The following is an 18476-nucleotide window of genomic DNA, read 5'->3' on the forward strand; positions in this document are numbered from 1 at the left end:
AACGGGTCCACCCGCGGCAAGATCTCGGTCTCGCGCCATTGCGATGACCCTGTTGTCCTCATCCAGCCTGCTGCGAACCTGGGCGTCTACATCGCCTCGACGGTAGGCGACGCCGACGACGAGTAAGGCTCCGACGCCTAGCCGCCCCGATTGCGATGTCCCAATGACCCTGTCTGCCGAGGGGGGTCACGACCGATCAGCTGGGGCGAGGCTCGGAGTGCCTTGCGTCCCATTTGTCAACAAACCTGCAGAGACTTCTCAGGTTCACAAACGACGAGCCGACAACGACCACCTGCAGTGTGGCTATGGCGACGCGCGTGCCTCCACGACTGTCTGAATTGGATGGCGTCCAGGCCCAGTAGGCGACGACCACGACGAGGAAGGTGATGATGCCCCGTCGCACGCCTGAACGGTGCCGGGCAATCCAGCGTTGCGATGCGCTGGGCGCAACTTCGTTGGCTATGGGGCCAAGACTACGAGCATAGCCAGAGCGGCCGTCCCCTTCCGCCCGCGAAGCGGCTAGCGTCTCACCGCCGCGCGTGCGGCCGTCTCACTCCGCCGTGAGCCGACCGCCATGACCGAGGCAGTTCAGGATGCGTTGTTGAGACGACGGACGACGTATTGGTTCAGGCTGAGGTGTTCTTCGGCGGCCTCGATGGCAAGTTTGCGGTGGAGCTGCTCGCCGACGCGCAGGTTGAACTTGCCGGAGTAGCTGCGGGAGGACAGAGGGTCCGGGACTGGCTCGCCGCTGGCTTGCAGGTCGGCGACGACCTCGGTGATGGCGTCGCGCAGACCGCGCAGGGCATCCTCCTGGGTGGAGGCGAGCCAGGACATCGAGGGCAGCTCGAGGCAGGTAGCGACGTACTCGTCGTCCTCGAGGGACCAGGTGACCCGGTAGGTGTAGCGGGTGATGTCGATGCCGGTGGGGGTCATGCTGTTCCTTCCTTCTTGTCGATCGCGGCGAGGACCTGTCGGACCTGATAAGGCCTGGCCTGTCCGTGGTCGTTCTGGATATTGACCCGCGGGTCGCCGGGCCAGGGCGTCTTGAACACGGCGTGCGACCCGCCTCAGGTCCGTGGTGGCCCGAAGTGGTAATGGCAGACCTTGATCAGGTCGTCGTAGCGGACGTTGCGCGGGTTGGCCCGCATCGCGGCGACGATCTTGGCAACGGAGGGCACTGTTCGATGGTACCGCCAACAGTACTGGCTGGGTATCGGTCAACGTCTCAATCGGCGCGAGCACGCGGTCAAGCCGTGTGTCCTGTCTCCGCTTAGCCGCCGTGTCCTTTCGCCGCAAGTGGCGCCCCTCCGGTGGGAGGGGTCCGTTGACTGGATGTCAAGAAGGGGATCAGGTGTCGGTCGTGAGTGCTTGACAGAGCGAGGTCGACGGGGTCTCGTTGCCAACCACATGCTGCGCGCCCCTGCGTCGGCCGTACGCTCGTCGAGGCTGAGTTTCGTCGCCGTAACCGTGTGACCGGCAATGCCACGCCAGCAACGACGGGCGGTCACCACTGTTTGCCTGTCCGTACCAAACCTTCCTCGGGAAGCGCGCTCGCCGGGTCGGGCTCACGGCCATTGACACAGGCGGTTATGGAACCCTGAGTCGTCGCTCGGCACCGCGGCGGCGCCGCCGCGGCGGTCTTCCGTGATCTCCGAGTTCAGCACGCCGCCCCGGAAGCGGGCAAGGCCGAGGGGTCGTTCGCATCGGCACCGATCGCGAGCGGGTCACATGTCCTGGCCCGTCCGCCACCTCGGCTCAGTCGTCGCGGTAGGGGACGCGGGGCTCGGCGCTGATGTGGTCCGAGATCGGCAACCTCGGCATGCCTCGAGTGGGCGAGCGGCCGTTCTTACCGTGTTGAGCCCGAGGACGTCCGCATGGCAACGGCGAGCCTGCTCTCGCGGCCTCGGGCGCGGCATACGCTCGGGCTGAGGCGCCCACCAACGGGAGCCACCACGAGAGGGTGACGATGCTGTCGGGCGGCGAGATCGCGCACGCGGCGCACCTGCTGCCCATCACCGAGGTCGCCCGCGAGAGCCTCGGCCTCGACGAGCAGGTGCTCGTCCCCTACGGGCACGACAAGGCCAAGGTCGACCTCGCGTATGCCGTGTCGCTCACTCCGCGGCCCGGCTCGCGGCTCGTGCTCGTCACCGCGCTCTCCCCGACCCCGGCCGGTGAGGGCAAGACGACGACGGTGATCGGGCTCACCGACGCGCTGCGGCTGCTCGGCACCCGGGCGGCGGCGGCGCTGCGCGAGCCGTCCATGGGGCCGGTGTTCGGGATGAAGGGCGGTGCGGCCGGCGGCGGCTATGCCCAGGTCGTGCCGATGATCGATCTCAATCTTCATTTCACCGGCGACTTCGCCGCCATCGAGGCCGCGAACAACCTGCTGGCCGCGCTCATCGACAACCACGTCCACCACGGCAACCCCCTCGACATCGACGTCCGCTCGGTCACGTGGAAACGGGCCGTCGACCTCAACGACCGGGCCCTGCGACAGGTCGTCGTCGGGCTGGGCGGCCCGACCAACGGCTACCCCCGCGAGGACGGATTCGACATCGTCGTCGCCTCCGAGCTCATGGCGATCTTCTGCCTCGCCGACTCGCTGGCCGACCTCAAGGACCGGATCGGCAACATCGTCGTGGCCCACACCCGGTCCAAGGAGCCGGTCCGTGCCCGTGACCTCATCGCGGAAGGTGCCATGACCGTGTTGTTGCGACAGGCTCTCGCGCCCAACCTGGTCCAGACCCTGGAGCACTCCCCCGTGTTCATCCACGGCGGGCCGTTCGCCAACATCGCGCACGGGTGCAACTCCGTCATCGCGACCCGCACCGCCCTCGCCCTGGCCGACGTCGTCGTGACTGAGGCGGGCTTCGGCGCCGACCTCGGGGCCGAGAAGTTCCTCGACCTCATGTGCCGCTCCAGTGGGCTGCGCCCGGACGTCGCCGTCGTCGTCGTCTCCGTGCGCGCCCTGAAGTACCACGGCGGCGTCGCGGTCGCCGACCTGCAGACCCCCGATCTCGAGGCCCTCGATCGCGGGACGGCCAACCTCGAGCGGCATCTCACGACGCTGCGCGACGTGTTCGGGCTGCCCGTCGTCGTCGCGGTCAACCGCTTCCCCAGCGACACACCGGCCGAGCTCGAGCGCGTCGAGCAGCTCGCCGCCGACCTCGGGTTCACGGCATACGTGACGACCCATGTCGCGGACGGCGGCGGTGGTGCGACAGGGCTCGCCCAGGGGGTCCTCGACGTGCTCGGCGGGCTCGGCGGGCTCGGCGGGCTCGACGGTGGGCAGCCGTCGACCTTCCGGTTCGCCTACGAGGACAGCGGCTCGGTCGAGGACAAGGTCACGGTGCTCGCGACCCGCGTCTACGATGCCGCCGGGGTCACCTTCAGTGCCCGGGCCCGCCGGCAGCTCGCGCAGGTCAGGGCGGACGGCTTCGGCCACCTGCCCGTGTGCGTCGCCAAGACGCAGTACTCGTTCTCCACGGACCCGACCGCCCTCGGCGCGCCCACCGGGCACGTCATCGACGTGCGGGAGGTGCGGCTCTGCGCGGGCGCCGGCTTCATCGTGCTCATCACCGGTGACGTCATGACCATGCCTGGCCTGCCCCGGCACCCGGCCTCGGAGCGGATCGACATCGACGACGCAGGGGTGGTCACGGGGCTGTCCTGACCGGCGTCGAGGTAACGGTGCTGTCGCGAGCGCCGATGGGGTCTTCGTCACGGTCTCAGTGGCGCAGGTCCGACGGTTGGGAGGCCGTGGGGGCGCGCTGTTACGGCCCCAGGCAGTGGTATGCCGGTAAATGCGCAGGTCGTGTTGCGTTCATGGTGAGCCGGCTGACCTGGCCGCCTCGTCAATCTCCTCGCGTCGCTGCCTCCAGAAGGCTGGGTCGTGCTGCGGCGTGGCCATCTCCTGAGCATCGGTTCCCACCGCAGCGTCGAGCTGTTCACGCATGATGTCGGCGTGTCCAGCGTGCCGGCTCGTCTCGGCAAGCAGGTGGACGAGGATGGTGAACAGGGGAACCTCGGCGTCCTGCCACCACGCCACGCGGCCGGTGTCATCGAGGGCGAGGGCGGCGACCGTCGCGTCGCTGTGGTCCCACACGCGTCGGTAGCGGTCCACGACGTCGCTGCGTGACTCGTGCTCGGTCGCCCACATGTCGGCGAGCCGGTCCGCCTCGATGTCCCACCGAGGCAGGGGTTCCGGAAAGGGACGGCCGAAGACCTCGCCGAGATACCTGGCCTCCCAGGTCGCCAGGTGCTTGACCAGGCCCAGCAGGTTGGTCCCGGTGACGGTCAGTGGGCGACGGACGTCGTACTCGCCGAGTCCGTCCAGCTTGGAGAGCACCGCCTCGCGCTCGTGCTTGAGGTAGTTATGGAGGTTGGCCTTCGCCGCGTCGTCGTTCATGGGCCACCACCCTGCCAGCCGTGCCACCGGGTGGCAGGAGGTCGCGCGTCAACCGGCCGTCCATTGCGGTGAATCGTCAGGCGCTCTCCTGATCCAGTCGGTCGAGGATCCACGAGCGCACGAGCGTCGAGGCTGGCAGGTGCCTGGCGTCGGCCACGCTCTGCACGACTGCGCGGCACCCACGCGCGACGTCGGGTCAGGCGCCAACGCGAGCATGTCCGCATCGTCGAGGCGGCATGGTGGCCAACCACCCGACCCAATGCCACCCAAGAAATCTGCCGACTCCACCCATCCGCCTCACGTGGCTGCCGAACTCAGGTCGCGGTGAGTACGTTCGCACCAAGCAGGACGATGAGGACGACGCCGAGTGCGACCCGGTAGTAGACGAACGACTTCAAGGAGTTCGTAGCGACGAACCGAAGCAGCCACGCGATCGAGGCGTAGGCCACGACGAACGCCACGACGACGCCAACCGCCATCTGCCCCTTGCCGAGGCTGGACAGGTTCGTCGACGCAGCCTCGTAGAGCCCTGCCGCGGTGAGGGCGGGGATGGCCATGAAGAACGACAACCGGGTCGCCGTCACGCGGTCGAGCCCCCGGAAGAGGCCCGCGGAGATCGTGGCGCCGGACCGGGAGACCCCCGGCACGAGCGAGAAGCACTGGACGAGGCCGATGACGAGGCCGTCCTTGACGGTGATCGTGCCCTCGCCCCGCTCGCCCGAGGTCGCGAGGAGCCTGGTATGCCGCGTCTCCGCGACCCACATGACCGCGCTCCACACGATGAGGGCGGCCGCGACGACCCACAGGCTGCGCAGCGCACCCGAGACGAGGTTCTTGCCGAGGAACCCGACGATCGCCACGGGGATCGAGCCGATGATCACCGCCCAGGCCAGGGAGTAGTCGTGCTCCGTGCGCGCCTCCGCGTTGGTCAGGCCGCGGAACCACGCGACGAGCAGCCGGACGATGTCCTTGAAGAAGTAGAGGATCGTCGCGGCGATCGCCCCCAGCTGGATGATCGCGGTGTATGCCGTGACCGCCGGGTCGCTGACCTGCAGCCCGAGGAGCTTCTCCGTGATGGTCAGGTGGCCGGTGGAGGACACCGGCAGGTATTCGGTCAGGCCCTCGACGACGCCGAGGATCACGGATGAGAGATAGGTCAGGTCCGACACGAGCGGGAGTCACCTCAGGGCTGAAGGGGCGGGCGTGCACGGTCGGCGCCGAAGGGCGCGGGTGGCTCAGATCAGCTCGGACATCGTCCGGACGACCTCGAGGCGGTCGTCCATGCCGGGCGCGGTGCTGCTGACGCTGAGCGTCGTGACGTCGGCGTCGGCATACCGGCTGAGGCGGTCCTTGATGCGGTCGCGTGAGCCGAGCAGCGCTGTGGCGTCGAGGAACTCGAAGGGCACCGCGGCTGCGGCCTCGCGCGGCTGACGGTCGAGGTAGAGGTCCTGGACCTTCTGTGCCGCCTCCTCGAAACCCATCCGCACGGCGAGCTGGTTGTAGAAGTTCTTCTCCCGCGAGCCCATGCCGCCGATGTAGAGGGCCGCGTAGGCGCGGACCTGGTCGGCGCAGGCCTGCGGGTCGTCGCCGATGACGACGGGCACGGTCGGGACGATGTCATAGCCGGCCAACGGGTTGTCGGGCGTGCCCTTGCCGGCCTTCCGGGCGCCGGTCGCGACGGACTCCATGAGGTCGCCCGAGTGCTCCGGGCTGAAGAAGATCGCGAGCCAGCCGTCGGCGATCTCGCCCGCGAGCTCGAGGTTCTTCGGACCCACCGCGGCGAGGTAGATCGGCAGCTGCTCGCGCGCCGGGTGGACGGTGAGCTTGAGCGCCTTGCCAGGGCCGTCCGGCAGCGGCAGGGTGAAGTGCTTCCCGTCGTAGGCGACCTTCTCGCGGCGGAGCGCCATCTTCACGATGTCGACGTACTCCCGGGTGCGCCCCAGCGGCGCACTGAACCGCACGCCGTGCCAGCCCTCGCTCACCTGGGGCCCGGACACCCCGAGGCCGAGACGGAAGCGGCCACCCGAGAGGGTGTCGAGGGTCGCGGCCGTCATCGCCGTCATCGCCGGGGTGCGGGCCGGGATCTGCATCACCGCCGCGCCGATGTCCATCTTCTCGGTCAGCGCGCCGACCCAGGCGAGGACGGTGGGGGCGTCGGAGCCGTAGGCCTCGGCGACCCACGCCACGGCATACCCGAGGCGGTCGGCCTCCTTCGCGAGCACGATGTTGTCGGCGTCGTTGCCGGCACCCCAGTAGCCGAGATTGAGTCCGAGTTGCATGGGTCGCAGGCTATCCCGGTATGCCGCGACGGCTGTCCGCCTCGGCGCCAGTAGCGTATGGAGACATGCGCCACAGACGTCTCGGCCGTTCCGGCCTGCGGGTCTCCCGCCTGGCTCTCGGCACGATGACCTGGGGCCGCGGCGTCCAGGAGGAGGACTGCCGCGACCAGCTGCGCGCGTTCGTCGAGGCGGGCGGCACGCTGGTCGACACGGCATACGGGTATGCCGGTGGAGCCGCCGAGACCATGCTCGGCACCCTCGTCGGCGACGTCGTCCCGCGCGACGACCTCGTCCTCTGCACGAAGTCCGGCGTCGAGCGGCGCGGCGAGACCCGCGTGGTCGACACCTCGCGCGGCGGCCTGCTGCGCCAGCTCGACACCTCGTTGGGGCGGCTGCGCACCGACCACGTCGACCTCTGGCTCGTGCACGCGTGGTCCGGCGAAGCGCCGCTCGAGGAGACGATGTCGGCGCTCGAGACCGCGGTCGCGAGCGGGCGCACGCGCTACGTCGGGGTCTCCAACTACAACGGCTGGCAGACGGCCCGAGCGGTGTCACTGCTGGAGCAGGCGCGGATCCCGTTGGTGGCCAACGAGACCCAGTACTCCCTCATCCACCGGGACCCGGAGTTCGAGCTCGTCGGTGCAGCCGCCGCGCTCGGCTTCGGGCTGCTGCCGTGGTCACCATTGGGTCGTGGCGTGCTGACCGGCAAGTACCGCAACGGGATCCCCAGCGACTCGCGCGCGACGTCGCGCGACTTCCCCGGCTTCGCCGAGCGCTTCCTCGACGCGCACAGCGTCGCCGTCACCGAGGCCGTCGCAACGGCGGCCCGCGGGCTGCAGGTCTCCCCCACCGAGGTCGCCCTCTCCTGGGTGCGCGACCGGCCCGGGGTCACCGCCCCGATCGTCGGCGCCCGGACGGTGGCCCAGCTGCGGACGGCGCTGGCCAGCGAGGAGCTCGAGCTGCCGCGTGAGATCACCCAGGCGCTGGACGAGGTCTCGCTCTGAGCTGCTGGTCACTGGCGCGAGCGTGCGCCAGACTCGCCCCATGGCCTACGACGCGGAGCTGGCCGAGCGGGTCCGGGACGTCCTCGTGGGCACGCCCGGCCTGAGCGAGAAGAAGATGTTCGGCGGGCTCGCCTTCCTCGTCGGCGGCCGGATGGCGGTCACCGCGAGCGGCCGCGGCGGGCTGCTGCTGCGTGTCGACCCTGCTGCGAACGACCTCATCGACGGTATCCACGTGCATCCGTTCGTGATGCGCGGCCGCGAGATGCACGGCTGGCTCGGCGTCGACCCCGAGGCGGTCGCGACCGAGGACGACCTGGAGCGGTGGGTCGCCCTCGGCATCACGTATGCCGCGTCCCTGCCGCCGAAGTAGCACTGCTCTCCGACGGTTCCCGGCGGGTCGGGGAGGGTTCAGTCAGGCAGCACCAGGTCGAGCCGGAGCCACCGGGCGAGGTCGGTGATCTCGCGATGCACCGCCGTGGCCGTCGTCCGGCTGAACGGCACGTCCTCGTGGAGTGCATCGACGCAGAACACGCCAGCCTTACGGTCGGCCTTGGCGTCGAGCTTGCCGATCAGTCTGTCTCCGTAAAGGATCGGCAGCGCGTAGTAGCCCCACCGGCGCTTGGCGGCGGGCTTGTACATCTCCAGCTGGTAGTCGAACTCGAACAGCTCCCCCATCCGCCGGCGGTCGTGCAGGAGCCGGTCGAATGGGGACAGCAGGGCGGCGCGGCCGGAGAACGGCATACCGAGAAGGGACGGTTCGACGACCCACTCCCCCGGCAGTCCTTCGACGACGGCGCGCTCGCCCCCGGTGGCGACGATGACGGACTCGCCCCCCGGAAGGTCACGCCCGGTGGCCCGGACGATGCCGAGGGACAGGAGTCGGCGCGCGTCGCGAATGAGCCCGGCCTCGCGCGAGGGCACGACGGGGACGTCGGGATAGACCCGCTCAGCGAGGTCGAAGACTCGGTGACGGCCGTCCCGACCCGCGACCGCGACCTCGCCACGCAGGACCATCAAATGCAACAGCTGGGTGAGGTTCTTGTCGTTCGTCCATCCGCTCGAGACCCACGCCCTCGCGAACGTGCTGGGGAGCTGCGTGGCCGGGAGCGGGCCGTTCGAACGGAGCCGATCGAGGACGTCGAGGCGTGCGACGTCGTTGCCCATCACCCACTCGAGCTGATCCTCCTGCCACTCGGCCACCTCGCCCTGCCCCGGCCAGTGCGCCATGTCGTCCCGATGGAGGGCGACGTCCTCGATGGGCCGGATCATCCCGCGCAGCTCCACCAGGTCCTGTGTCTCCAAGGCGTCCCGGAGCGCATCCGGCGGAGTGGTCGACCCCAACCGGCTCCACACCACGAGCTCGGCACTCGGCGCGACCGCGCTGATGGGGTCGATCTGCAGGACCGTCAGGTGACGGACGGTGGCGAGCAGGTCGGTCGGCCGGTCGGCGCTCAGGAGCTGAGCCCGGACGGCGATGCGGCGGGCGTCCCGGCGCGAGAGCTGGTGGACCGTCGGCACAGGGGTGAGCCTAGGACGCCGGGCGGCTCGTCAGGGTGAAGACGGTAACGCGCAACGACGACCGTTGGTACGCCGGTCGACTCGAGCCGAGCGTGCTGCGACTCACCGCAGGGACCAACGGTCGTCGTTACGCCTGGGTAGCCCGGCGAATGTGCCGGTCGAGACCCTTCAGCGACGCTCAGGTCGCGAGGTGCCAGGCCATCACGCCGAAGAGCACACCGAGGGCGTTGGTCGCCCAGTGCATCCCGACGCTCGCGAAGAGGCTGCCGCTGCGCCTCCGCAGCTCCCCGGCGACGACGCCGCCGAGGGCGGTGAACGCGACGGTCCCGGCGACCACGGCGATCTTGGCGAACGGGCCGAGCCCGGCGACCGCGCTACCCACCGCCGGGTTGCCGGTCGCCGTGGCCATCGCGGGCAGGATGTGCCAGAAACCGAAGGCGACCGACGACAGGACCAGCACCTGCCCGGTCCGCGCGTGCTGCGACAGGAAGGCCCAGAGCACCGAGCGGAACGCCACCTCCTCGAGGAGGATCGTGCCGACCGGGATGACGACGAACGCCGTGAGCAACGCACTCGCCGGCGGCAGGTGGTAGCGGGCGTCGAGGAAGGCCGAGCGGGTGGTCGGCAGCAGCACCCCGGCGAGATAGATCGCGGCGACGACGCCGATCACCCCGAGGCCCCAGCGCAGACCGCGGGCGTGGGTATGCCGCGCCAGTCCGAGCTGCTGCCACGTCAGGCCCTGCCACCAGGCGAAGGCCAGCAACACGGCGGCGCCGGCGGGGCCGAGCCAGAGCGAGTTCCAGCCGAGCACGTGGTCGGCGACGTTCACGCCCGCAAGGACCAGCACCACGATGACGGTGGCCGCGAGCGCGCGGCGCTGCCGCTGCGGTCGTTCCGTGGTCTCGGGACACGCGATCGAGGTGGGCATCTCGAGAGTGTGGCAGCCCAGCCTGTGATGGGCTCACAGGTCGGGAGCGCCGGTCGGCGTCCCCTCCGGATGGCGGCGAGCATGCCTTCGTCCGGGGCGTCGGGGTGCGTCACGACGGGTCCGGCGGCGAGACCACGACCTGGCCCTGATGCCTCGCAAGGATGTCCCGGACCGCGTCCACCTCGGTGGGGGCGAAGTGGTCATGGGCGTCCGCCACGTCGGTCCGCTTGCCGAACAGGGCGTCGGCCTCGTCGAAGAGGAGGATCGCGCCCGTCTGGCTCGCCTCGTCGAGGACGGCGCCGAGGTTGCGCGCGGTCTCCGCGACGCTCCCGGTGAGCAGGGCGCCGAGGTGGACCCGCTGGACGGCGCTCCCACGCGACCTGGCGATCCCGTCGGCGAGGTCGGCGGCGGGCGGCTTGATCCGCTCCCACCCGTCGGTGGCGAGGGTCAGCGACTCGCGGACGACGCCGGTCGCGAGGTCGGGCGACACGGCATACCCACTGACCCAGCACCGGTAGAGGCGGTAGACCACCATCAGCGAGTCCGAAGAGGCGAGCAGCTCGAGCTCGACGTCCTTGCGCAGCAGCGGTCCGCTCGCCCAGAGGTCGAACGTCAGGTCCGCGGTGACCTCCCGCTCGAGCACGACTCCCCTGACGTCGGACCGTCCGGGGATCTTGCGGACCGCGTCGGACCCGCCCTCCCGCAGCGTCACCACCTCGACGCTGTCGCTGAGCGGCGTGACCGACGTGATGCCGGAGACGACCTCTCCGTCCCACCGGACCTGGACCCCGAAACTCGTCATGCCGCATCGTGCTCGCTCGGTGACGTCGCGGCAAGGTCCTTCGCCGGCAGGTCCTCAGCCGGCAGGTCCTCAGCCGGCGAGGTCGACGAGGGCCACCCGCAGGTGGGCCACGATGAGGTCCAGGGTCTCCCGGGCCTGCTCCGCGTCGCTGGCGAGCATGAAGTAGTGGTCGCGATCGGGGACGACGTGGTGGGTGACGTCGACGCCGGCCTCGAGCAGGCGAGCGGCGAAGGCGTCGCCCTCTCGGCGCAGGGCGTCGACCTCGGCCGTGAGCACGAGGGTCGGGGGGTAGTCGGTGAGGTCGGGCGCGAGCAGCGGGGAGGCATAGGGCTCAGGCCGCCGGGAGGCATCCCGGTAGTAGGTCTCGCGGACCAGATCCAGCAGTCCTGCGTCGATCATCGGGCGGGCGATCGTCGCCGTCTTCGCCGTCGTCGGCTCGGCCACGTCGAGGGACGGCACGCCGAGGACGACGAGCGCGGGCGCGAAGGTCCCGGCATCACGGGCCTGCAGCGCCGCGGAGGCGGCGAGGTTGCCGCCGGCGCTGAAGCCGCTGATGGCGATCCTCCGCGCGTCCACCCCCATCCCCGCGCCGTGCTCGACGAACCACGCCACCACGTCGTGAGCCTGGTGCTGGGCGACCGGGTAGTGCTTCTGCGGAGCGACGTCGTAGTCGACGGAGACGACCACCGCGCCGACCTGGTCGGCGAGGAAGCGCGTGTAGAAGTCGTCCATCTGGGGGTAGCGCACGATGAAGGCGCCACCGTGGAAGTGCACGACGACCGGGGACGGCGTGGCGCTCGGCCGCGGGTGCTGGACCCGGCAGCGCACCGCGCCCTCACGGGTCGGGATCCGCATCCGGGTGGGAGCCGGCAGGTCGGCGCTCGCAAGGTCCAGCCCCTCGCCGTAGCGGACCGTGAACGGACCCGCCTTCTGCATCATCCACGCCGTGAGCGCCTGCCGTCGTCCCATAGGAGGAGTTCGTTACGACGCGCCACCGCCGATTGGAGGCAGGTGGAGGCAGGGTCGGGGGTGCTGTCAGCGAGGGTTGGCGTGCGGGGTCAGGGCGCCGTGAGGCAGCGCGCTCACCTCGTCGTCGTCGTCGTCGTCCTCGTCGTCGTCGTCGTCGTCGTCGTCGTCGTCGTCGTCGAACTCGTCCTCGAGGTCGTCGTCCTCGTCGTCCTCGTCTTCGTCTTCGTCCTCGTCCTCGTCCTCGTCCGTGGCGGATTCGACGGTGGGGGCGCCGTCGTCCCCGTAGTCGAGGTCGTCGTCCTCGAGCCCGGAGTAGACGCCGGTGTCGGCCACCTCGCCGTCGGGCTGGTCGTCCTCGTCGTCGTCGTCGTCGAACGGACCGTCGTAGATGGCCAGCGGGGTGGCCACCTCGGTGGCCTGGAAGAGCGCCTCGTCGTAGTCGTCGAACGCGGTCGCCAGCTCCTGCGCCGCGGCCATCACGGACGGGTCATCGGGGTCACGGCGAGAGGACGCGACCTCCAGGTGACGCTCCAGCGCGGCGACGAGTGTGGCCAGCGTGGCACGCGGATCGGCAGTCATGCGACGACGTTAGCGGGTCGTGGGTGAGAATAGACAGCGATGATCGACTACGAGTATCGAGTCCTGACCTTCCCCCGCGGTGTTTCCCGTTCCGACATCCGGCGTGCACTGATCGATCACGCCGAATACGGCCAGTGGGAGCTCACCCGGAGCGTCGTCTACCTCGGCGGGCTGCGCCGCGCCTGGCTACGCCGCAAGATCATCCGGGTCAGACGCACGGCCTGACCAGCGCCTACCGTCCCTGCGGCGGTTGCCCGTACTGCGGCGGAGGACCCTGCGGCGGAGGACCCTGCGGCGGCGGGCCGTACGCAGGCGGCTGGCCATACTGCGGTGGCGGACCCTGTGGTGGCGGACCCTGCGGTGCCTGGCCGTACTGCGGCGGCTGGGCAGGCGGAACCTGGTACGCCTGCTGCGGCTCTCCCTGCTGTGGCTGTCCCTGGTAAGGCTGTGACCACGGCTGGCGGCCGTAGTACGCACCCGGCTGCCCGGTCGTGGACGCGCCCAGGCTGTCGGCGCGGTCCTTCTTGTTGAGCATGAAGACTGCCGCCAAGGCCGCGACGAAGAGGATGGCGAGCACCACACCCATGACGACGAACGTGAGCAGGTTCATGTCCGGGATTCTCTCACGCCCGGGGAAGCGGCAGCCTCAGGCGTGGTCGAGGAAGGACCGCAGCACCCGGGCGCCGAACTTCAATGACGAGACCGGGACCCGTTCGTCGATGCCGTGGAACATCGGCGCGAAGTCCAGGTCGGCAGGCAACCGCAGCGGCGCGAAGCCGTAGCCGGTGATCCCGAGCAGCTTCAGCGCCTTGTTGTCGGTCCCTCCGGAGAGGCAGTAGGGCAGGACGGTGGCCTCGGGGTCCTCGTCGAGCAAAGAGCGCTTCATTGCCTCGACGAGGTCGCCCGAGAACGGTGCGTCGAGGGCGATGTCGCGGTGCATCACCTCGACCTCGACGAACTCTCCGGCCAGCTCCCGCACCGTCGCCATCAGGTCGTCCTCGTGGCCGGGCAGGAAACGGCAGTCGAGCGACGCCGACGCCGACTGGGGGATCACGTTGTGCTTGTATCCCGCGTCCAGCATCGTGAAGTTGGCCGTGTCCCGCAGCGTCCCGCGCACGAAGCCGGCGGCTCCGCCGATCGTGCCCAGCAGCCGCTCGAGGTCGGGCTCCCCGGCATACGGGATGCCGGTCAGGGCGCTGAGCCCGTCCAGCAGCTCCTGGACCGAGGCGATGTATTCCGCCGGCCACGCGTGCGCGCTGATCCGCGCGATGGCCTCTGCCAGCCGGACGACGGCGTTGGCGTCGTTGGGGACGGAACCGTGGCCGGCCCGACCGTGGGCGTGCAGCCGCAGCCAGGCGATCCCCTTCTCCGCCGTCTGCAGGAGATAGGCACGGGTCGGCTCACCGGTCGTCGCCGAGGGCACTGTGACGCTGTAGCCCCCGACCTCGCTGATCGCCTCGGAGACCCCCTCGAACCACTCGGGGTGCTTGTCGACGATCCAGTGGCTGCCCATCAGGCCTCCCGCCTCCTCGTCGGCGAAGAGCGCGAAGGTCGTCGTGCGCGCAGGCTTGGCGCCGGTCCTGGCGAGGTCGCGCACCGCCGCGATGATCATCGCGTCCATGTCCTTCATGTCGACCGCGCCCCGTCCCCAGATGCAGCCGTCGCGCTCCTCCGCGGAGAACGGGTCGACCTGCCAGTCGGCGGCGTTCGCCGGGACGACGTCGAGATGCCCGTGGACGGCCAGACCCGGCCGGGAGGGGTCGGCCCCCTCGATGCGGACCATGACGTTGGCCCGACCCGACTCGCTCTCGAGGAGCACGGGGTCGAGGCCGACCTCGGTGAGCTCACCCATGACGTATTCGGCGGCTTTGCGCTCCCCCGGACCCGACCCGTCACCGAAGTTCGTCGAGTCGATCCTGATGAGGTCGGCGCAGATCCGGGCGACCTCGTCCTCGGGCGCCATCGTGGTCTCGTTGTTCGCGTCAGCCATGCGCTCCACCCTAGGTCTTTGCTCTGACGTCCTCTCGGTGCCCGTATGCCGCCGGGCTGCCTAGTCTGTCGGGATGGCCGCAACACGCCCGAGGAGGGCCAGGGTCGACGACGTGCACGACCTCGCCGTCACGATGCCCCACGTCACCGTCGTCGACGGTACGAAGGAGAACCCCGTCTACCAGGTCGGCGGCAAGTCCTTCGTCTTCTTCCGCAACCCCCGCCCGGACGCGACCGATCCTCATACGGGAGAGCAGTATTCCGACGTCATCGTCATCTGGGTGGCCTCGAAGGCCGACAAGCAGTCGCTGCTCCAGGACGACGACTCGCCCTTCTTCACGACGCCGCACTTCGACCGGCACCCGTCCGTCCTCGTGCGGGCGTCGCGCATCGGCGAGCTCAGCCGTGAGGAGCTCGCCGAGGTGGTCCAGGACGCGTGGCTGGCCCGCGCGTCCGCGAGGCGCCGGGCGACCTGGCTCGCCGAGCATCCCTGACCCTCCGCCTCGGCCCGGCACAACCGGTGAGGTCAGCGGACGAAGCTGCCGAGCTTGGCGTGCCGGTTGACGTCCTTGTAGAGCAGGTAGCGGAAGCGGCCCGGGCCACCGGCGTAGCAGGCCTGCGGGCAGAACGCGCGCAGCCACATGAAGTCGCCGGCCTCGACCTCGACCCAGTCCTCGTTGAGAAGGTAGACCGCCTTGCCCTCGAGGACGTAGAGGCCGTGCTCCATCACGTGGGTCTCGGGGAACGGGATGGCACCGCCGGGCTCGAGGGTGACGATGTTGACGTGCATGTCGTGCCGCAGGTCGGTCGGGGAGACGAATCGCGTTGTCACCCATGCGCCCTCGGTGTCCGGCATCGGTGTCGGCTCGACGTCCTGCTCGTTGGTGACGAAGGCCTCCGGCACGTCGAGGCCCTCGACCGCGTCGTAGGCCTTGCGGATCCAGTGGAAGCGGGCGGCGTCGCTCCCACCGTTGCGGACCGTCCAGGCCGTGCCGGGGGGGATGAAGGCGTAGCCGCCGGGGGCGAGGTCGTATGCCGCCCCCTCGATCGTCAGGCCGAGGGTCCCCTCGACGACGAACAGCACGCCCTCGGCGGCCGGGTCGAGCTCGGGTCGGTCGCTGCCGCCGCCGGGCGACACCTCGACGATGTACTGGGAGAAGGTCTCGGCGAACCCCGAGAGCGGCCGGGCGATGACCCAGAGCCGGGTGTCGTCCCAGAAGGGGAGGTAGCTCGTGACGATGTCGGTCATCGTGCGACGCGGCAGCACGGCATACGCCGTGGTGAAGCGTGACCGGTCGGTGGTCAGCTCGGTCTGACCGGGCAGGCCGCCGTGGGGCGCGTAGTAGCGGGCGGGGCCGGGGGTGGGTCGCGAGACCATCACTCACCTCTGCTCAGGAGGCGCCCGCGAGGGGCCTCGTCGATGTCGATCCGGATGCCGCCCAGCCAGGTCGAGCGGACCGCGCCGGCGAGGGCGCGGCCACCATAGGCGGAGACGGGGTTCTTGTGCTGCAGCTTCGCCACGTCGACGACGAACGCGTCGTCGGGAGCGAAGACGCAGAAGTCGGCGTCAAAGCCCAGGGCGATCTGGCCCTTCCGCGCGAGCGCGGCCTGCCGGGCGGGCCGCTCGGCCATCCACCGCACGACGTCGGTGAGCGCGTGCCCGCGCTTCCGGGCCTCGGACCAGACCGCCGGGAGCCCGAGCTGCAACGACGCGATGCCACCCCAGGCGAGGCCGAAGTCGCCGATGTCGAAACGCTTGAGCTCGGGTGTGCACGGCGAGTGGTCGGAGACGACCATGTCGATGCTTCCGTCGGCCAGCCCGGCCCAGAGCTGCTCGCGGTTGGCGGCCTCGCGGATCGGGGGACAGCACTTGAACTGGGTTGCGCCGTCTGGGATCTCCTCGGCCGTGAAGGAGAGGTAGTGGGGACAGGTCTCGACGGTGAGACGGATGCCGTCCCGCTTCGCGCTGCGGACCATGGGCAGGGCGTCGGAGCTGCTGAGGTGGAGGATGTGGACGCGCGCGCCGGTCCAGCGGGCGAGCTCGATGACCTGCGCGACGGCGAGGTTCTCGGCCCCGCGCGGACGTGAGCGGAGGAAGCCCTCGTAGTCCTCGCCGTGCGGGTGGACGGCGCGGTCGATCGAGTGGCTGTCCTCGGCGTGGACGATCATCAGCGCGCCGAAGGACGCCGTCTCCTGCAGCGCCTGCTCGAGCTCGTCCGGCTCGAGGTGGGGGAACTCGTCGACACCGGAGTGGAGCAGGAAGCACTTGAACCCGAAGACCCCGGCGTCGTGCAGCCCCCGCAGGTCGGACAGGTTGCCGGGCACCGCTCCGCCCCAGAAGCCGACGTCGACGAAGGCCTGGTCGGCGGCGACCGACCGCTTCAGCTCGAGGGCCGAGACGGTCGTCGTGGGCGGGATGCTGTTGAGCGGCATGTCGATGATCGTCGTGACGCCACCCTTCGCCGCCGCCCTCGTCGCCGACGCGAAGCCCTCCCAATCCGTGCGGCCCGGCTCGTTGACGTGCACGTGGGTGTCGACGAGACCGGGCAGGAGGACCTCGTCGTCGCCGAGCTCGACGACCTCGGTGCCCGTGACCCCAGCGCCCTGAAGGCCCGAGCCGTAGGGCTCGATGGCAACGATCCGACCGTCCCGCACGGTCACGCACCGGGAGACCTCGCCGGCTGCCGTGACGACGCGTCTGGCACGGAAGACGAGGTCGTTGGTCATGGGTTCACCATCCTGTGGTCCGTGGCAATGGCCGTGGCCGGGGCAGCGGACGTGGCAACGACAGTGGCCGTGGCGACGGGTCGGCGTCCGGGGTGTCCCGGCGGTGAGGCGGTGGGCACCAGGTGCTCGCGCGCGATCCGGCGGCCGATGGCCGTGAGCAGCGGACCCGGTCGGGTGAGCTGTTCGTCACGGTCGTCGGTCAGCTCAGTGAGGGTGTAGACCGCGCGAATACCCGCCTGCCGCAGGCGTTCCGGGGTCAGGAGCGACCGACCGGCCACGGCGACGACCGGGATGCCGAGAGCTGCGGCGGCTGCGGCAACTCCGGCCGGCGCCTTGCCGTGGAGGGTCTGCTCGTCGAGGGAGCCCTCGCCCGTCACGACGAGATCACTGCCGGCGAGGGCCTCGTGGAAACCGGTCAGCCCGAAGACGAGGTCGACGCCGGCCTCGAGCCGGGCGCCGAGGATCGCGAGGGCCGCGAAGCCCACGCCGCCGGCCGCCCCGGCACCCGGGTCGTCGCGGCGGTCGGCGCCGGTCGTCGCCGCGACGAGGTCGGCCCAGTGGGCGAGGCCGGCATCGAGCTGCACGACCTGGTCGGCGTCGGCTCCCTTCTGCGGCCCGTAGACCGCGGCCGCGCCGCGCGGTCCGCAGAGCGGGTTGTCGACGTCGCAGGCGACCACGATCTGCATACGGGGATCGGCGAGGGCCGGGTGCAGACCGGAGAGGTCGAGGGTCACGGCGTCGATGAGCGCGCCTCCCCCGTCCCCGGTCTGGTGTCCGGCCACGTCGAGGATCCGGGCACCCAGCGCGACGACCAGTCCGGCTCCTCCGTCGGTGCTCGCACTCCCGCCGATGCCGACGACGATCGTCCGACAGCCGGCGTCGAGTGCGGCGCGGATGACGTCGCCGGTCCCGCGGCTGGTGGCGACCGTGGGCGCGAGCATCCCGTCGGGCAGCAGGGCCAGCGCCGAGACCGCCGCGAGCTCGACCACCGCCTCGTCCCCGCGTCGGACGTATGCCGTGTCGACCGGCACCCCGGTCGGCCCGCTCGCCGTGACGGGAACCGTTGCGAAACCTGCGGCCCCGGCGGCGACCAGCGTCCCGTCGCCACCGTCGGCGACCGGCACGGTGGTGACGTCGAGGTCGAGGCCGGCGGCGCGGCATACCTCCGACAGACCGGTCTCGACGAACCCGGCGACCTCGGCGGCGGTCAGCGTCCCCTTGAACTTGTCGGGCGCGAGCAGGACGCATAGCACGAAGCGGCTCCTCAGGACGT

The 18476-nt window shown here is 70.4% G+C and carries 20 protein-coding genes; 5 read left to right on the forward strand and 15 right to left on the reverse strand.

Annotated features, from left to right (window positions below):
• Positions 1 to 588: 588 nt before the first annotated feature.
• Both Q0R63_RS16415 and Q0R63_RS16420 read right to left on the reverse strand, forming a co-directional pair.
• Positions 589 to 933, reverse strand: coding sequence for a type II toxin-antitoxin system HicB family antitoxin (locus tag Q0R63_RS16415; protein WP_295699580.1), 345 nt, complete (start codon positions 931 to 933; stop codon positions 589 to 591).
• Positions 930 to 1052, reverse strand: coding sequence for a hypothetical protein (locus Q0R63_RS16420; protein WP_295699582.1), 123 nt, complete (start codon positions 1050 to 1052; stop codon positions 930 to 932). Before Q0R63_RS16420 ends, Q0R63_RS16415 begins: the two co-directional genes overlap by 4 nt.
• Before the next feature lie 914 nt (positions 1053 to 1966).
• Between Q0R63_RS16420 and Q0R63_RS16425 the strand changes: the two genes are divergently transcribed.
• Positions 1967 to 3673 (forward strand): formate--tetrahydrofolate ligase, encoded by a 1707-nt coding sequence (locus Q0R63_RS16425; RefSeq protein ID WP_295699648.1) that lies wholly within the window; start codon positions 1967 to 1969, stop codon positions 3671 to 3673.
• 150 nt (positions 3674 to 3823) lie between these two features.
• Here Q0R63_RS16425 and Q0R63_RS16430 read toward each other — a convergent pair whose 3' ends face one another.
• From Q0R63_RS16430 to Q0R63_RS16440, 3 genes are all read right to left on the reverse strand, one after another.
• The gene (locus tag Q0R63_RS16430) at positions 3824 to 4408 is read right to left on the reverse strand and encodes a DinB family protein (RefSeq protein ID WP_295699584.1); all 585 of its coding nucleotides are present in this window, start codon (positions 4406 to 4408) and stop codon (positions 3824 to 3826) included.
• Positions 4409 to 4722: 314 nt separating this feature from the next.
• A complete protein-coding gene (locus tag Q0R63_RS16435; RefSeq protein ID WP_295699587.1) occupies positions 4723 to 5577 on the reverse strand; it encodes an undecaprenyl-diphosphate phosphatase in 855 nt (284 codons plus the stop codon).
• Positions 5578 to 5643: 66 nt separating this feature from the next.
• Positions 5644 to 6687: an LLM class F420-dependent oxidoreductase gene (locus tag Q0R63_RS16440; RefSeq protein ID WP_295699590.1), complete on the reverse strand. Its 1044-nt coding sequence runs from the start codon at positions 6685 to 6687 to the stop codon at positions 5644 to 5646.
• Between the two features lie 65 nt (positions 6688 to 6752).
• Between Q0R63_RS16440 and Q0R63_RS16445 the strand changes: the two genes are divergently transcribed.
• Positions 6753 to 7691: an aldo/keto reductase gene (locus tag Q0R63_RS16445; RefSeq protein ID WP_295699593.1), complete on the forward strand. Its 939-nt coding sequence runs from the start codon at positions 6753 to 6755 to the stop codon at positions 7689 to 7691.
• Between the two features lie 40 nt (positions 7692 to 7731).
• Complete coding sequence (locus tag Q0R63_RS16450) at positions 7732 to 8061, forward strand: TfoX/Sxy family protein (protein WP_295699596.1); 330 nt, start codon at positions 7732 to 7734, stop codon at positions 8059 to 8061.
• 38 nt (positions 8062 to 8099) lie between these two features.
• Here Q0R63_RS16450 and Q0R63_RS16455 read toward each other — a convergent pair whose 3' ends face one another.
• From Q0R63_RS16455 to Q0R63_RS16475, 5 genes are all read right to left on the reverse strand, one after another.
• Entirely contained in the window at positions 8100 to 9209 is a 1110-nt protein-coding gene (locus Q0R63_RS16455; protein WP_295699597.1) for a crosslink repair DNA glycosylase YcaQ family protein, read from the reverse strand.
• Positions 9210 to 9387: 178 nt separating this feature from the next.
• Entirely contained in the window at positions 9388 to 10137 is a 750-nt protein-coding gene (locus Q0R63_RS16460) for a CPBP family intramembrane glutamic endopeptidase (RefSeq protein WP_295699599.1), read from the reverse strand.
• A 109-nt stretch (positions 10138 to 10246) separates the two neighbouring features.
• Positions 10247 to 10939 carry a phage tail protein gene (locus Q0R63_RS16465; RefSeq protein ID WP_295699602.1) on the reverse strand — a complete coding sequence of 231 codons (693 nt, stop codon included), beginning with the start codon at positions 10937 to 10939 and terminating at the stop codon, positions 10247 to 10249.
• A gap of 69 nt (positions 10940 to 11008) precedes the next feature.
• The gene (locus Q0R63_RS16470; protein ID WP_295699605.1) at positions 11009 to 11908 is read right to left on the reverse strand and encodes an alpha/beta hydrolase; all 900 of its coding nucleotides are present in this window, start codon (positions 11906 to 11908) and stop codon (positions 11009 to 11011) included.
• Between the two features lie 66 nt (positions 11909 to 11974).
• Entirely contained in the window at positions 11975 to 12487 is a 513-nt protein-coding gene (locus Q0R63_RS16475) for a hypothetical protein (protein ID WP_295699607.1), read from the reverse strand.
• Positions 12488 to 12526: 39 nt separating this feature from the next.
• Between Q0R63_RS16475 and Q0R63_RS16480 the strand changes: the two genes are divergently transcribed.
• On the forward strand, positions 12527 to 12712 hold the full coding sequence (locus tag Q0R63_RS16480; protein ID WP_295699610.1) for a DUF5703 family protein: 186 nt from the start codon (positions 12527 to 12529) through the stop codon (positions 12710 to 12712).
• A 7-nt stretch (positions 12713 to 12719) separates the two neighbouring features.
• On the opposite strand, the gene Q0R63_RS16485 is transcribed toward Q0R63_RS16480, so the two are convergent.
• Both Q0R63_RS16485 and Q0R63_RS16490 read right to left on the reverse strand, forming a co-directional pair.
• Positions 12720 to 13097, reverse strand: coding sequence for a hypothetical protein (locus Q0R63_RS16485; RefSeq protein WP_295699613.1), 378 nt, complete (start codon positions 13095 to 13097; stop codon positions 12720 to 12722).
• 36 nt (positions 13098 to 13133) lie between these two features.
• Positions 13134 to 14477: a M20/M25/M40 family metallo-hydrolase gene (locus tag Q0R63_RS16490; protein WP_295699616.1), complete on the reverse strand. Its 1344-nt coding sequence runs from the start codon at positions 14475 to 14477 to the stop codon at positions 13134 to 13136.
• A gap of 73 nt (positions 14478 to 14550) precedes the next feature.
• Between Q0R63_RS16490 and Q0R63_RS16495 the strand changes: the two genes are divergently transcribed.
• Positions 14551 to 14970: an MmcQ/YjbR family DNA-binding protein gene (locus Q0R63_RS16495; RefSeq protein ID WP_295699621.1), complete on the forward strand. Its 420-nt coding sequence runs from the start codon at positions 14551 to 14553 to the stop codon at positions 14968 to 14970.
• Positions 14971 to 15002: 32 nt separating this feature from the next.
• Here the strand turns inward: Q0R63_RS16495 and Q0R63_RS16500 are convergent, their stop codons facing one another.
• From Q0R63_RS16500 to Q0R63_RS16510, 3 genes are read right to left on the reverse strand one after another with little or no spacing between them, the layout of a single operon-like run.
• A complete protein-coding gene (locus tag Q0R63_RS16500) occupies positions 15003 to 15854 on the reverse strand; it encodes a bifunctional allantoicase/(S)-ureidoglycine aminohydrolase (protein WP_295699624.1) in 852 nt (283 codons plus the stop codon).
• A complete protein-coding gene (gene allB, locus Q0R63_RS16505; RefSeq protein WP_295699626.1) occupies positions 15854 to 17203 on the reverse strand; it encodes an allantoinase AllB in 1350 nt (449 codons plus the stop codon). The genes Q0R63_RS16500 and allB overlap by 1 nt, the downstream gene beginning before the upstream one ends.
• Entirely contained in the window at positions 17200 to 18456 is a 1257-nt protein-coding gene (locus tag Q0R63_RS16510) for a glycerate kinase (RefSeq protein WP_295699630.1), read from the reverse strand. The genes allB and Q0R63_RS16510 overlap by 4 nt, the downstream gene beginning before the upstream one ends.
• Between the last annotated feature and the right edge of the window lie 20 nt (positions 18457 to 18476).

This window comes from Lapillicoccus sp. (assembly GCF_025353065.1).
Taxonomy (GTDB): domain Bacteria; phylum Actinomycetota; class Actinomycetes; order Actinomycetales; family Dermatophilaceae; genus Lapillicoccus.

Excerpts from the sequence above, each read along its gene's own strand:
- Q0R63_RS16415 (WP_295699580.1), bottom strand. The coding sequence starts at position 933 with ATGACCCCCACCGGCATCGACATCACCCGCTACACCTACCGGGTCACC.
- Q0R63_RS16425 (WP_295699648.1), top strand. The coding sequence starts at position 1,967 with ATGCTGTCGGGCGGCGAGATCGCGCACGCGGCGCACCTGCTGCCCATC.
- Q0R63_RS16430 (WP_295699584.1), bottom strand. The coding sequence starts at position 4,408 with ATGAACGACGACGCGGCGAAGGCCAACCTCCATAACTACCTCAAGCAC.
- Q0R63_RS16440 (WP_295699590.1), bottom strand. The coding sequence starts at position 6,687 with ATGCAACTCGGACTCAATCTCGGCTACTGGGGTGCCGGCAACGACGCC.
- Q0R63_RS16445 (WP_295699593.1), top strand. The coding sequence starts at position 6,753 with ATGCGCCACAGACGTCTCGGCCGTTCCGGCCTGCGGGTCTCCCGCCTG.
- Q0R63_RS16450 (WP_295699596.1), top strand. The coding sequence starts at position 7,732 with ATGGCCTACGACGCGGAGCTGGCCGAGCGGGTCCGGGACGTCCTCGTG.
- Q0R63_RS16460 (WP_295699599.1), bottom strand. The coding sequence starts at position 10,137 with ATGCCCACCTCGATCGCGTGTCCCGAGACCACGGAACGACCGCAGCGG.
- Q0R63_RS16465 (WP_295699602.1), bottom strand. The coding sequence starts at position 10,939 with ATGACGAGTTTCGGGGTCCAGGTCCGGTGGGACGGAGAGGTCGTCTCC.
- Q0R63_RS16470 (WP_295699605.1), bottom strand. The coding sequence starts at position 11,908 with ATGGGACGACGGCAGGCGCTCACGGCGTGGATGATGCAGAAGGCGGGT.
- Q0R63_RS16475 (WP_295699607.1), bottom strand. The coding sequence starts at position 12,487 with ATGACTGCCGATCCGCGTGCCACGCTGGCCACACTCGTCGCCGCGCTG.
- Q0R63_RS16480 (WP_295699610.1), top strand. The coding sequence starts at position 12,527 with ATGATCGACTACGAGTATCGAGTCCTGACCTTCCCCCGCGGTGTTTCC.
- Q0R63_RS16485 (WP_295699613.1), bottom strand. The coding sequence starts at position 13,097 with ATGAACCTGCTCACGTTCGTCGTCATGGGTGTGGTGCTCGCCATCCTC.
- Q0R63_RS16490 (WP_295699616.1), bottom strand. The coding sequence starts at position 14,477 with ATGGCTGACGCGAACAACGAGACCACGATGGCGCCCGAGGACGAGGTC.
- Q0R63_RS16495 (WP_295699621.1), top strand. The coding sequence starts at position 14,551 with ATGGCCGCAACACGCCCGAGGAGGGCCAGGGTCGACGACGTGCACGAC.
- Q0R63_RS16500 (WP_295699624.1), bottom strand. The coding sequence starts at position 15,854 with ATGGTCTCGCGACCCACCCCCGGCCCCGCCCGCTACTACGCGCCCCAC.
- allB (WP_295699626.1), bottom strand. The coding sequence starts at position 17,203 with ATGACCAACGACCTCGTCTTCCGTGCCAGACGCGTCGTCACGGCAGCC.